At 38.9% G+C, this 13,004-nt stretch carries 13 protein-coding genes; 5 read left to right on the forward strand and 8 right to left on the reverse strand.

Annotated elements, in window-relative coordinates:
* Positions 1–65: 65 nt before the first annotated feature.
* A complete protein-coding gene (gene typA, locus FS458_RS12560) occupies positions 66–1,901 on the reverse strand; it encodes a translational GTPase TypA (protein WP_144701008.1) in 1,836 nt (611 codons plus the stop codon).
* Positions 1,902–2,053: 152 nt separating this feature from the next.
* Between typA and FS458_RS20730 the strand changes: the two genes are divergently transcribed.
* Positions 2,054–2,224: a DUF5325 family protein gene (locus FS458_RS20730; RefSeq protein ID WP_186320538.1), complete on the forward strand. Its 171-nt coding sequence runs from the start codon at positions 2,054–2,056 to the stop codon at positions 2,222–2,224.
* Positions 2,225–2,252: 28 nt separating this feature from the next.
* Here the strand turns inward: FS458_RS20730 and FS458_RS12565 are convergent, their stop codons facing one another.
* A complete protein-coding gene (locus FS458_RS12565; RefSeq protein ID WP_144701010.1) occupies positions 2,253–3,047 on the reverse strand; it encodes an inositol monophosphatase family protein in 795 nt (264 codons plus the stop codon).
* A gap of 110 nt (positions 3,048–3,157) precedes the next feature.
* Positions 3,158–3,346, reverse strand: a complete 189-nt coding sequence (locus tag FS458_RS12570; protein ID WP_066393326.1) for a hypothetical protein — start codon at positions 3,344–3,346, stop codon at positions 3,158–3,160.
* Positions 3,347–3,512: 166 nt separating this feature from the next.
* Between FS458_RS12570 and FS458_RS12575 the strand changes: the two genes are divergently transcribed.
* A complete protein-coding gene (locus FS458_RS12575; protein ID WP_144701012.1) occupies positions 3,513–4,142 on the forward strand; it encodes a YktB family protein in 630 nt (209 codons plus the stop codon).
* Positions 4,143–4,246: 104 nt separating this feature from the next.
* Here the strand turns inward: FS458_RS12575 and FS458_RS12580 are convergent, their stop codons facing one another.
* Positions 4,247–5,206 carry an NAD(P)H-dependent flavin oxidoreductase gene (locus tag FS458_RS12580; RefSeq protein WP_144701014.1) on the reverse strand — a complete coding sequence of 320 codons (960 nt, stop codon included), beginning with the start codon at positions 5,204–5,206 and terminating at the stop codon, positions 4,247–4,249.
* Between the two features lie 123 nt (positions 5,207–5,329).
* On the opposite strand from FS458_RS12580, the gene FS458_RS12585 reads away from it, so the two are divergent.
* Entirely contained in the window at positions 5,330–6,805 is a 1,476-nt protein-coding gene (locus FS458_RS12585) for an aminotransferase class I/II-fold pyridoxal phosphate-dependent enzyme (protein ID WP_144701016.1), read from the forward strand.
* 40 nt (positions 6,806–6,845) lie between these two features.
* On the opposite strand, the gene FS458_RS12590 is transcribed toward FS458_RS12585, so the two are convergent.
* Positions 6,846–6,977 carry a GapA-binding peptide SR1P gene (locus FS458_RS12590; RefSeq protein WP_391503398.1) on the reverse strand — a complete coding sequence of 44 codons (132 nt, stop codon included), beginning with the start codon at positions 6,975–6,977 and terminating at the stop codon, positions 6,846–6,848.
* A 103-nt stretch (positions 6,978–7,080) separates the two neighbouring features.
* Positions 7,081–7,380, reverse strand: coding sequence for a DUF3055 domain-containing protein (locus tag FS458_RS12595; protein WP_137789786.1), 300 nt, complete (start codon positions 7,378–7,380; stop codon positions 7,081–7,083).
* 210 nt (positions 7,381–7,590) lie between these two features.
* Here FS458_RS12595 and FS458_RS12600 point away from each other — a divergent pair, with 210 nt between their 5' ends.
* Together FS458_RS12600 and FS458_RS12605 are read left to right on the forward strand one after the other, a co-directional pair.
* The gene (locus tag FS458_RS12600) at positions 7,591–8,019 is read left to right on the forward strand and encodes a DUF1885 family protein (protein ID WP_144701018.1); all 429 of its coding nucleotides are present in this window, start codon (positions 7,591–7,593) and stop codon (positions 8,017–8,019) included.
* Positions 8,020–8,153: 134 nt separating this feature from the next.
* Positions 8,154–9,647, forward strand: a complete 1,494-nt coding sequence (locus FS458_RS12605) for a glycine betaine uptake BCCT transporter (protein WP_144701020.1) — start codon at positions 8,154–8,156, stop codon at positions 9,645–9,647.
* Between the two features lie 534 nt (positions 9,648–10,181).
* On the opposite strand, the gene lpdA is transcribed toward FS458_RS12605, so the two are convergent.
* Both lpdA and FS458_RS12615 read right to left on the reverse strand, forming a co-directional pair.
* On the reverse strand, positions 10,182–11,594 hold the full coding sequence (gene lpdA, locus FS458_RS12610) for a dihydrolipoyl dehydrogenase (protein WP_137789788.1): 1,413 nt from the start codon (positions 11,592–11,594) through the stop codon (positions 10,182–10,184).
* A 4-nt stretch (positions 11,595–11,598) separates the two neighbouring features.
* On the reverse strand, positions 11,599–12,930 hold the full coding sequence (locus FS458_RS12615) for a dihydrolipoamide acetyltransferase family protein (RefSeq protein WP_144701022.1): 1,332 nt from the start codon (positions 12,928–12,930) through the stop codon (positions 11,599–11,601).
* Positions 12,931–13,004: the final 74 nt, after the last annotated feature.

A 13,004-nucleotide genomic window follows, 5' to 3' on the forward strand; every position in this document is an offset into this window, starting at 1 on the left:
GTCGCTTTCATGATTTCTTGTTCCTCCACGATTCCCACTCCCGATCGTTTTGTTAAGAAATATGTTTAGCCTTGAGCAAGTTTCTTTTTCTTTTCTACTCTTTCACGCTCGTTCTTATCAAGTACTTTCTTACGAAGACGGATGCTTTCAGGTGTTACTTCGCAATACTCGTCATCGTTCAAGTATTCTAATGCTTCTTCTAGTGACATGATACGAGGCTTCTTCATGCTTACTGTTTGGTCTTTGTTCGCAGAACGCATGTTAGTCATCTGCTTTACTTTTACGATGTTAACTGTAATGTCATTCTCACGAGTATGTTCCCCAACGATCATACCCATGTATACTTCTGTTCCTGGCTCAATAAAGATCGTACCACGGTCTTCAACACCCATGATTCCGTATTGAGAAGCTTTCCCGTTTTCCATTGAAACGAGTACACCTTGACGACGTCCACCAACGTTTCCAGCAAACATTGGCTGATAGCTATCGAACGTGTGGTTTAAGATTCCGTAACCGCGTGTTTGTGTTAAGAACTCAGTTGTGTAACCGATCAAACCACGAGCAGGTACCATGAATTCAAGACGCACTTGCCCAGAACCATTGTTCACCATGTTCTTCATTTCACCTTTACGGTCTCCTAAAGATTCCATGATCGCACCTGTGTACTCTTCAGGAATGTCAATTTGTACATGTTCAACTGGCTCACATTTTACGCCATCGATTTCACGAACGATTACTTCAGGTTTTGATACTTGAAGTTCGAATCCTTCACGGCGAAGATTTTCAATCAAGATTGAAAGGTGAAGCTCACCACGACCAGAAACTGTCCAAACATCCGGAGAATCCGTGTTTTCAACACGAAGACTTACGTCTGTTTCAAGCTCTGACATCAAGCGCTCTTCAATTTTACGGCTCGTTACATATTTACCTTCACGACCAGCGAAAGGTGAGTTGTTAACTAAGAAAGTCATCTTCAAAGTTGGCTCATCGATACGAAGAACAGGAAGCGCTTCTTCTTGACCTTCAGGACATACTGTTTCCCCAACATTGATTTCTTCCATTCCAGAAACGGCGATCAAGTCTCCCGCTTTTGCTTCGTTGATCTCGATACGCTTTAATCCTAAGAAACCAAACAGCTTTGTAACACGGAACTTTTTAACTGATCCATCAAGTTTCATTAATGAAACGGCTTGACCTACTTTGATCGTTCCACGGAATACACGGCCAATACCAATACGTCCAAGGTAGTCGTTATAATCAAGCATCGTAACTTGGAACTGAAGTGGCTCACCACTGTTATCTTCTGGTGCAGGAATCGTGTCAATAATCGTATCAAGAAGAGCTGTCATATCTTCATCTTGCTTGCTTGGGTCCATTGAAGCAGTCCCTTTAAGTGCAGATGCATAAACAACAGGGAATTCTAATTGATCTTCTTCAGCACCTAGTTCAATGAATAGATCGATTACTTCATCTACTACTTCTTCAGGGCGTGCAAAGTCACGGTCAATTTTGTTTACAACTACGATTGGCGTTAACTTTTGCTCAAGCGCTTTTTTCAAAACGAAACGCGTTTGCGGCATACAACCTTCATATGCATCTACAACAAGTAGAACACCATCAACCATTTTCATGATACGTTCTACTTCACCACCGAAATCAGCATGTCCTGGCGTGTCCATGATGTTAATGCGTTTCTCGTTATAGTTAATCGCTGTATTTTTAGCTAGAATTGTAATTCCGCGCTCACGTTCTAGAGCATTGGAATCCATAGCACGTTCATTAACTTGTTCATTGTCACGGAAAGTTCCTGACTGATGTAGCAATTTGTCCACCAATGTCGTTTTACCATGGTCAACGTGGGCAATAATTGCTATATTGCGTAAATCATCTCTTCTATTCAAATGTATTCTCTCCTTATATCCTATCTCTTTTTCTTATCATTTTTTGTTCAACTCGACTATTATATCACAAATTTACAGAAAGGCTTTTTCTTTTTATGTAAATTCGGTACACTTAATACAGTATAGACAAGTTTTTGGCTTTGGAGGTCATCATGAATATTATTTTCTTTTTTATAGCTCTATTGACGGCATTTGCAATTTGCGGCATCGGAGTAGCTATTGGTGAAAAAAACTGGCTGATCTTTCTTATATCGATCGTTTCTGTATTTTTACTTATGGGATATGGTTTTACTCTTAAAAAGAAGCAAAGAGAACGTTCATAATCGAACGCTCTCTTTTTTAAGACTCGTTTTATATTAAATGATCTAATATTTCTTTATGCAATCCAGGCTTTGCAGCCAGAATACTATTTTGTTCGAGAAGCTGAACTGGTTCACCGTCCGTTCGGCTTACAATTCCACCAACCTCATTCAAAAGGATCAAACCCGCCGCAAAGTCCCACGGTGATAGTCGAAGTGTCATATATGCATCTAGTCTACCGGATGCAACATAAGCAAGTTCGATCGCTGCAGATCCGTATGAGCGAGTCCCTCTAGATTTTCTGATGATCTGTTGTACGTGCTCATGATTGATGCGTCTGTTCGGACTAACCCAAGTTGCATTAACACCAACAACAGATTCTGATAAAGTTACTTCTTCTAACTTCGGTAATTTCTTATCATTTAAATAAGCACCTTCACCCTCTTTAGCAAAATAAAGGTTACTTCCTTCCACATCGTAAATGAGTCCTAATTTCCCTATACCATCTTCATATATGCCTATAGAGATCGCAAAATTAGCTTGTTGATGAATAAAGTTTGTCGTTCCATCGATCGGATCGATAATCCAAATAACACCTTTGGAGTTCCCTTTTATTTCATCGCCATATCCTTCTTCCCCAAGTACTCTATGATCAGGAAAGGTTTGTTGAATCTTAGTGATGAAAAATTTCTCAATACTCTTATCCATATCTGTTACAAGATCAGCGATATGTGATTTATATGTAATCGTTAATGTGTTCTGAAAAGAATCTTTTAAGAGCTGTGCGGCTTCAAGTGTCCATGTCTTCAAGTGTTTCTCTACCGTTATCATTTCTTCGTTCGTCATGTTTTCACTCCTTACCTTTCTTCTAGTATAAGTCAATTTCATTCTCTTCACAAAAAAACGAACCATCCGTTCATGATGGATTCGTTTTTGTTATCCGCTATCAGCTTGGATCATGCTTCTAATCTCACGAGCTCCAGCCTTAATCGTTCGAGCTTACGCTTCGATTCGTTGATCTGTTTTTGATCTTTCGCTTTTAAAGCATCAAACAAAGTAGCTAGTTCATAATCAATCTCAAGTTTTAATACAGGAATTCTTCTTTCTGCATCCGTTCTTTTCAAAGTGTTCATTACTTGTTTCATTTCACCGGCACATCCTTTCTTTTCTCGTTATCTTCTTTTCTTCATTTTATGAAGCAGCCATGTATATGGAAACGGCACTTTGCGGAATCTAATGCAAACATTTTTTTATAAAGCTTTTCATATGTTAAAATTCTTTGTAGCACTTGACGACCAGGAGGATTTTCAAATGACATTTAACGGATTCAATGATTCAGACTTTAAGGTTTTCCAAACTGAAGGACTTGATGAGCGTATGGAAGAAATCATCAACCAGATTCGGCCAAAACTAGAGGCCTTAGGGAATAAATATGCAGAAGAACTTACTGCTCTGACTGGAGAAGAGATGTTCTTTCACGTTGCTAAACATGCAAGAAGAACGGTAAATCCTCCAAAGGATACATGGGTAGCCTTCGCACCTAACAAAAGAGGCTATAAAATGTTGCCACATTTTCAGATTGGACTTTGGGAAACACATGTATTTCTATGGTTCGCACTCATTTACGAAGCACCAATCAAGGATGCATTCGGACAAATAATCCGAAAGAACTTAAACAAGATTAAGAAGAATATACCTAACGATTTTGTATGGTCTGATGATCATATGAAACCTGATAGCTTTCCACATCGTGAGGTAAAAAAGGAACGTCTTGAAGAAATGGCAACCCGTCTTAGCACTGTAAAAAAAGCAGAACTACTTTGTGGCGTTCGTATTGATAGGGATGAGGCTGTAACCATGACTGAGAATGATTGGTACGAACGAATTGATGAAACGTTTAAAACACTGATACCTCTATATGAGCTAAAGAACAAGCTGTAGATAAAAAATAGTGGCAGGAAGCAGAATATTCACTGCTTCTTACCACTAGTATATTGCCGTACAACAGAAATGTATGGGTAAGTATCCTCATTGTTAGAAAAGTGTTAGAAAAGGTTGTTTAATTTTTGTTTAATGGTTTCAGCTTCCGCATTCATCCTGGTGAACAACTCTTCTACCGAAGGTACATCGTGGATCCTTCCAATAATTTGTCCAGCCCAACCATAACCTTCTTTATTTTTCCCTTCATAAATTAGTTTTTTGTTCGCTTCTCCACTAATGTAATCTTTTAAGTGTTGATATGTACCACTCTTATTTTCTTCTTCTAAAATTTTTAATGTAAAATCTGTCCGTAGCGTTCTGCCTGGTGCACCTAGTGTCCTCTTGATAACCACTGTATCTAATTCTGAGCTTTCAACAACAAGTTGTTTATATAGGGGATGTGCGTGAACACATTCTTCTGTTGCTATAAACCTTGTACCCATCTCAACCCCTTCCGCCCCCAGAGCAAGCGCAGCCATCAATCCTTTGCCATCACCTATACCTCCTGAGGCGATTACTGGAATCGAAACATTCTCAACAACTCTAGGAACTAAGACAAATGTTCCCGTGTCATCCTTCCCGATATGGCCACCACCTTCTTGACCTACTGCCATCACAGCATCAGCTCCTAATTGTTCTGCTTTCACAGCTTGTCTGACGCTTGATACAAGTACTAATGTTTTAATACCTGTATCTCTTAAACGCTCTAATACAGGCGCAGGATTACCTCCTGTTACACTGATAACCTCAACCCCTTCTTCGATTGCCGCCTCCAGCATCTCTTCATACGGTCTTCCATGTTGTCCGATCGCAAAGTTAACTCCAAAAGGATTTGATGTTAATCTTTTTGTTCTTTGAATTTCAGTTTTCAACGCTTTTGAGTCTTGTAATGACATAGCTGTAATCTGACCTAGACCACCCGCGTTAGAAACAGCAGAAGCAAGTTCAGAATACGCCAGGTATGCGAGCCCACCTTGTATAATCGGAAATTTAATATGTAAAAGTTCAGTAAGTCTAGTATTCATTTATTTCCTCCTTGAAAATTAAATCATTTACTTACATCTTCATGCATTTTCTGTTATACTTCTTTTGTTTTATAAAAAGATGAAATTCATTATAAGTTAACAATAGATGAGGTGTAGAATACATTGTCTCAACACGAAACTCCTTTATTTACTGGTTTGCGTGAACATGCAAACAAGAACCCATTGCAGTTTCACATTCCGGGTCACAAAAAAGGACAAGGAATGGATGAAGAATTTAAAGATTTTATTGGACCGAATGCACTATCAATTGACCTGATTAACATTACTCCATTAGATGATCTGCATCATCCAAAAGGAATGATAAAAAAAGCACAAGCACTTGCGGCACAAGCTTTTGGCGCAGATCACACTTTCTTTTCCGTACAAGGAACAAGCGGTGCCATCATGACGATGATCATGTCTGTCGTGTCACCAGGAGATAAGATTCTTGTACCTCGAAACGTGCATAAGTCGATCATGACAGCAATCGTTTTTTCAGGTGCAACACCGATTTTTATTCACCCTGAAATCGATCCTGAGCTTGGTATCTCACACGGTATCACGCCAGACAGCGTAGAGAAAGCTTTAAATCAGCACCCTGACGCAAAAGCAGTACTGGTCATCAACCCGACATATTTTGGTTTTGCAGCTGACCTCAAGGGAATTGTTGATATTGCTCATCGGTTTGAAGTACCTGTTCTTGTAGATGAGGCACACGGTGTTTTGATCCACTTTCATGATCACATGCCATTATCTGCGATGCAAGCTGGAGCAGACATGGCAGCAACGAGTGTTCATAAGCTCGGTGGGTCACTGACAGGAAGTTCTATTCTTAATGTAAGAGAAGGACTTGTATCACCAGAACGTGTGCAAACCATTCTTAGTATGATGACTACGACATCTACATCCTATATCCTTCTTGCTTCATTGGATGCAGCTCGTCGCCGCCTTGCAACTGAAGGGTACACACTTATTGAAAAAACGATACGACTAGCCAACGAAACACGAGCTAAGATCAATGATATTCCTAATCTATATTGTGTTGGTGAAGAAAAGCTTGGCACATCCGCTACATTTGATTATGACCCATCTAAGCTTTTAATCTCAGTAAAAGATCTTGGCATTACAGGGTATGAAGCTGAAACATGGCTTCGTCAAAACTTTAACATTGAGGTAGAATTATCTGATCTGTACAACATATTATGTTTGATCACAACGGCTGATCATGAAAAAGATACGATGGTCCTCGTTCAAGCGTTATCTCAACTTTCTGATGAATTAAGTCATTCAAAGAATGAAGAGATAAAATCGATACCTGTACATGTTCCAAATATACCAGTGCTCGCACTATCGCCTCGTGATGCATTTTACGCAAATACAGAGAGTGTACCTTTCGAAGAATCTGCCGGTAGGATTATCGCAGAGTTCGTAATGGTCTATCCGCCAGGAATACCGATCTTCATCCCTGGTGAAATCATTACGAAAGAAAATTTGGATTATATTAAAGAAAACCTTGAAGCCGGTCTACCCGTCCAAGGCCCAGAAAATGCAGATTTAAAGTATCTGAAGGTTATTCAAGAACAAGTTGCTATTCGATAATTATCTAAAAAAGAAGACCCTTGGAGGTCTTCTTTTTTTCTTACTTATCTAAGTTCGTTTGCTCATGGCAATGCGGGCATGTGTTTGAATATAAAGTGGTCACTTTTTCCTCTTCAAAATGTTCAATTGTTGTTTCACAAGTTTGGCAAATGATTACTCCCATCCGTCCCATCTCCCTTCACATTTTGAAAGCGCTTACGTTTATATTCTTATAATATTATGTCACATTTGATTTGTCAACACATTTAGTATAACACATTAAAAAAATATGTTATTTAATCATATTGTTCTATCGTTTGAATGTTTGGTACAGCTTCTTCAAAGAAAAGCGCCAAATCCTCAGCTTCTTTAAGTGTTTTAATATGAAAGGCCTGCTTGATATATTCAAGATTCCCTATATCATTTGAATCTAATAGCGCTGACCTTCCTGTTTGCATACATACTACTAATGGTTTACCAAAAAACATATTCGTATAAACTATGCCAAAATCATACCTAACCGTATCTGTAGTAAAGCCTACAAACCGGACATTCACGGACTCACTCTCGTCATATAATTTTTCAAACCATTCCATATTACCCCTCCTCGTATGATTAGCTCGTTCATCGATCGGGTCGTTCATTACTGGAATTAAATAAGTTAAACTAATAAAAATGTCATTGAATGTAAGAGTAATTCCCTCATTTAAGAAGTTTTAAACTCAATTTGTCAAAATCTTCTTAAAATATGATATACTATTAGTATGTTAATATGACGATAAAAATTACAAATTGGAGTGGATCAGATGTCTCAAAGCGCCTATGTCAAACTTGTTCCCGCATCTTTAAAACAAGTGATCACTTTAGAGGAACTAAAAGACCTTCTGCTTTATTACCGTTCTATCACGACAAAAACAGGCGAACAATTATCATGGGGCTATGCAGACGCAGCTTTTCCTTACACGATTGAAGAAAAGGAAGAAGCTGAAGGAAGATGGTTTTACTTAAAAGGAATAGATCAAAGAAAAAATAAATATATTTTAGTTGGTATCGGAACAGATAAAAACAACGATCCTAACCTTGAACAATGTTACATACAATTTACTTTAACTGACATCTCCACTCATGGCGATAAGGGGAAGGCCAATGAATTTTGTAAGTTTATCGCTTCAAAACTTAAAGGTGAACTTCACCTCTTTAACGGAAGAGTGATGTATTATTATCCCAAAAAGTAAAGAGAATCAAGGTTTTTTTCTATAGGAAGTCCAATCATATGATTGGACTTCCTATTTTATTTTTACTACAATGTAAACTTTCGGGCCCTTAGGGGAAAATAAAATGAATACATATCATGAAAGGATGTGAAGAAATGAAAAAACAACCGAATATTGTTTTTATCGTTTCACTAATAATTTCTGTCGTTTTTGTTATCATAGGAAGTTTATTTCCTACCGAATTCCAAGCTAAGGCTACCGTTATTCAAAATTTCTTACAAGAGAAATTTGGATGGTTCTACCTGCTTTCAGCTACAAGCTTTTTAATCTTTGTATTATATCTAGCTTTTAGTAAGTACGGAAAAATTAAACTTGGAGAGCCGGATGACAAGCCCGAGTACTCAACAATCACTTGGTTTGCTATGCTGTTTAGTGCTGGTATGGGTATAGGACTGGTCTTTTGGGGTGTAGCTGAACCAATCAGCCACTTTTATACACCACCATCCGGAGAAGGAGGAAATGCCGCCTCTGCTCAAGCTGCGCTTCGATACAGCTTCTTTCATTGGGGATTACACCCTTGGGGAATATACACGTTAATCGGATTGTCACTTGCTTATTTTAAATTTAGAAAAGGTGCACCCGGATTGATCAGTGCAATATTCACTCCATTGTTAGGAGACAGAGTTAATGGACCGATTGGTAAAACGATAGATATTGTTGCAGTTTTTGCCACGATCTTTGGAGTTGCAACTTCTTTAGGACTTGGTGCCGTACAAATAAGTGGTGGTGTTTCTTATTTAACGAACATCTCAAATAACTTCACTACACAATTGATTATTATCGCCATCGTTACAGTTTTATTTACTCTTTCAGCTCAAACAGGGTTAAACAAAGGAATAAAATATCTAAGTAACTTGAACATTATGATAGCTGTTCTTTTAATGGCGTTCTTGCTTTTCGCTTCATCAACAAACTTTATCATGGATGTATTCGTACAATCTCTTGGTAACTATCTACAGTATCTTCCTAGTATGAGTTTAAAACTCAGTCCGTTCAGACCTAGTGAAGCCGGCTGGATACAAGGGTGGACAGTCTTCTATTGGGCTTGGTGGATCGCATGGGCACCGTTTGTTGGAACATTTATCGCTCGAGTATCAAAAGGAAGAACAATTCGCGAATTTATAATGGGGGTTTTGCTTGTCCCGACCGTTTTTGGAGCACTTTGGTTCTCGATTTTCGGCGGTGCTGCCCTACATTTAGAAATCTTTAATAATGTTGGTCTAAATAAGATCATTACTGACAAAGGTACAGAGATTGCTCTCTTTGCACTCTTCGAACATCTTCCGTTCGGAACGCTCATGTCCATATTAGCAATTTTCCTGATCAGTACATTCTTCATTACATCTGCTGATTCAGCTACCTTCGTCCTAGGAATGCAAACAAGTGACGGTCGATTGAATCCTTCTTCTATGACAAAATTCATTTGGGGTATTGTAATAGCAGCGGCAGCATCCATCTTATTGTATACAGGAGGATTAGAAGGGTTACAAACAGCATCAATCATCGCAGCTTTCCCATTTGCATTTGTATTGATCTTTATGATGATTTCTCTTAAAAAGGCTCTTTCTGAAGAGACAAAATTAAAATAAGGCTGTTTATGATGTTCCTTGTTGCTTCCCTGAAGTAGTTTCTATGTGCCGTATAGTGGTGCCTTTTGCGCCATTTAAGAGTCTCACCGCATTGCTTAGGAAGCATCAACGATTATCCAATCATCATTTTACCTGTGACATAAATAAGTGTTAGTGATATCGTCATGTTTAAAGCTACTGATTTGTTTATGTTTAAACGCTGGGCTACCAGAAAATTAAAATACCCGAACATCAACATTAATATTGTTTCAAAAAAATTATGGTCGTGATGTGAGAGAAACAGTACGATTGAATAACCGCACCACATTACAATCTGAATGAAAGTGCATAATAAAACTCTCATCGCTTCCTCCATTTTAACTATATTAATTTATTTGATAGGGCTTAATCAAATTAGAAAAACCCACTGTCTAAGTCCTTCTTTTAGACAAGTGCTTCTAAATAAAGATTATGACGCGTTTACTTATATATGATTGAACAGAAAAAACCCCTTGTGAGCTGTAAGACAGTCACAAGGGGTTTTCATTTGTTTATTTATTTTACGATGTGTACAGGAAGTCCAATTGCAACTTCAGCTGCTTCCATAGAAATTTCTCCGAAAGTCGGATGAGCGTGGATAGTCATAGCGATGTCTTCAGCAGTCATACCTGCTTCGATTGCTAATCCTAGTTCCGCGATCATATCAGATGCATTTCCACCAGCAATTTGAGCTCCTAATACAAGTCCATCTTCTTTACGAGTGATAAGTTTCATGAAACCATCTGTCTCGTTCATAGATAGAGCACGACCGTTAGCTGCGAACGGGAATTTAGATGCTTTCACATCAAATCCTGCTTCTTTAGCAGATTTCTCATCGTAACCAACTGTTGCAAGTTCAGGATCTGTAAACACTACAGCAGGGATAGCCATGTAATCGATCTCTGCAGCATGTCCAGAGATTACTTCCGCTGCTACCTTACCTTCATAAGAAGCTTTGTGAGCAAGCGCTGGCCCTTCAACTACATCACCGATTGCATAAATACCGCTAACGTTTGTTTGAGCTTTTTTATTGATTTTGATCAGACCGCGTTCAGTCATTTCAACACCAACTTGCTCAAGACCAAGTTCTTCAGTATTTGGACGACGACCAACCGTTACGAGAACATAGTCAGCTTCAAAAGTCTTAGACTCACCTTTGATCTCAGCTGTTACAGTAACACCGTCTTTAGTTTCTTCAACGCCTTTAGCCATAGCTTCTGTAAATACTTCTACATTGCCTTTTTTCTTTAAGCGTTTTGAAACAACTTGGCTCATTTGCTTTTCAAAACCAGGAAGGATTTGTTTGCTACCTTCTAGGATTGTTACTTCTGTACCGAAGTTCGCATATGCTGTTCCAAGCTCCATACCGATATAACCGCCACCGATAACTACCATCTTCTTAGGGATCTCTTTAAGAGCAAGAGCTCCTGTAGAAGAGATAATACGGTCACTCCATTTGAAACCTGGGATTTCAATAGGACGTGAACCAGTAGCGATGATCGCATTTTTGAACGTGTATGTTTGAGAGTTCTTCTCATCCATGATACGTACAGTGTTTTCATTTACGAAATAAGCTTCACCACGAATGATTTCCACTTTATTTCCTTTTAAAAGTCCTTCAACTCCGCCAGTAAGCTTCTTAACGATGCCTGCTTTCCAGTCTTGAACTTTGCTGAAATCAACTGTTACGTTATCAACAGTAATCCCCATATCTTCAGAGTGATTAGCATGTTCTACACGGTGACCTGCATTAATCAAAGCTTTTGATGGAATACAACCAACGTTCAAACAAACGCCGCCCATTTCTGCCTTTTCCGCAATAGCCACTTTTTGTCCTAATTGTGCTGCACGAATTGCTGCAACATATCCCCCAGGACCTGAACCTATGACAAGTGTGTCTAACTCAATTGGAAAATCTCCTACTACCATCGAATTACGCCTCCATTACTAATAGTTGTGGATCGTTCAATAAACGCTTAATGTGATTCAATGCATTTTGAGCTGTTGCACCATCGATCAGACGGTGGTCAAAGCTAAGAGATAAAGCTAAAACAGGAGCTACTACTACTTCTCCATCTTTAACAACTGCTTTTTCAGCAATACGGCCGATACCTAAGATCGCTACTTCTGGGTGGTTGATTACTGGTGTGAACCATTGACCGCCTGCAGAACCGATATTCGTAATCGTACAAGATCCGCCCTTCATCTCTTCACCAGAAAGCTTACCATCACGTGCTTTAGTAGCTAGTTCATTGATTTCAGAAGAGATTTTGAAGATGGATTTACGATCAGCATCTTTAACAACTGGTACCATTAGTCCGTTATCTGTATCTGCCGCAATACCGATGTTGTAATAGTGCTTGTATACGATTTCTTCGTTTGCATCGTCGATAGATGCATTAAGCACAGGGTATTCACGCAATGCAGAAGTTAATGCTTTTACCACGTATGGAAGATAAGTAAGCTTGATGCCTTTATCTGCAGCAACTTGCTTAAATTTCTTACGGTGTGCAACAAGATCAGTAACGTCCACTTCATCCATTAGTGTAACATGAGGAGCTGTATGTTTGGAGTTAACCATCGCTTTTGAGATCGCTTTTCTAATTCCTTTGATCTTTTCACGAGTTTCCATTTCGCCAGCAGGAATTGCTTTAGGCGCTTCTTTCTTCGCTTCAGCTTTTGGAGCTGCTTCAGTTTCAGTCGCTTGTGGTGCTGCTTCAGCTGCTCCGCCGCCACTTACGAATTTGTCGATGTCTTCTTTAAGTACACGTCCGTTATCTCCAGAACCTTGTACTTTACGAATATCAACTTCTTTTTCACGAGCATATTTACGAACAGAAGGCATTGCGATCACACGCTTAGATTCGTCTGCTGGTTCTTCTTTCGCTGTATCTTCCGTTTTATCTGTTTTAGCTTCTGATTTGTCAGCTTCTTTAGCTTGATCAGCAGTAACATTCTTTTCTTCTTCAGCTTTAGGCTGTTCTGGAGCTTCATGACCACCGCCATGAGCATCAGCAGGAATTTCACCTTCTGCTTCAATTGTTACTAGAACATCACCAACTACAGATACTGTTCCTTCGTCTACTTTAAGTTCAAGAATTTTACCGTCTACAGGAGATGGAATTTCAACTACAGCTTTGTCGTTTTGTACTTCAAGCAGGATATCGTCTTCTTTTACTTCGTCCCCTGCTTTTACAAACCACTTTACAATTTCACCTTCGTGAATTCCTTCTCCAATATCGGGAAGCTTAAATTCAAATGCCACGATTAACGCCTCCTATTTTATAACAATCTTTTTCGTCACTGATGTGAAAGAGCTGAAAGAAAAAGTCAAGAACT

Source organism: Fictibacillus phosphorivorans (assembly GCF_007673525.1).
Taxonomy (GTDB): Bacteria; Bacillota; Bacilli; order Bacillales; family Fictibacillaceae; genus Fictibacillus; species Fictibacillus phosphorivorans_C.

Coding starts and splice junctions, on each gene's coding strand:
- FS458_RS12580 (WP_144701014.1), bottom strand. CDS start 5,206: ATGAATACTAGACTTACTGAACTTTTACATATTAAATTTCCGATTATA.
- FS458_RS12575 (WP_144701012.1), top strand. CDS start 3,513: ATGACATTTAACGGATTCAATGATTCAGACTTTAAGGTTTTCCAAACT.
- FS458_RS12590 (WP_391503398.1), bottom strand. CDS start 6,977: ATGGGACGGATGGGAGTAATCATTTGCCAAACTTGTGAAACAACAATT.
- lpdA (WP_137789788.1), bottom strand. CDS start 11,594: ATGGTAGTAGGAGATTTTCCAATTGAGTTAGACACACTTGTCATAGGT.
- FS458_RS12600 (WP_144701018.1), top strand. CDS start 7,591: ATGTCTCAAAGCGCCTATGTCAAACTTGTTCCCGCATCTTTAAAACAA.
- FS458_RS12565 (WP_144701010.1), bottom strand. CDS start 3,047: ATGACGAACGAAGAAATGATAACGGTAGAGAAACACTTGAAGACATGG.
- FS458_RS20730 (WP_186320538.1), top strand. CDS start 2,054: ATGAATATTATTTTCTTTTTTATAGCTCTATTGACGGCATTTGCAATT.
- FS458_RS12595 (WP_137789786.1), bottom strand. CDS start 7,380: ATGGAATGGTTTGAAAAATTATATGACGAGAGTGAGTCCGTGAATGTC.
- FS458_RS12605 (WP_144701020.1), top strand. CDS start 8,154: ATGAAAAAACAACCGAATATTGTTTTTATCGTTTCACTAATAATTTCT.
- FS458_RS12570 (WP_066393326.1), bottom strand. CDS start 3,346: ATGAAACAAGTAATGAACACTTTGAAAAGAACGGATGCAGAAAGAAGA.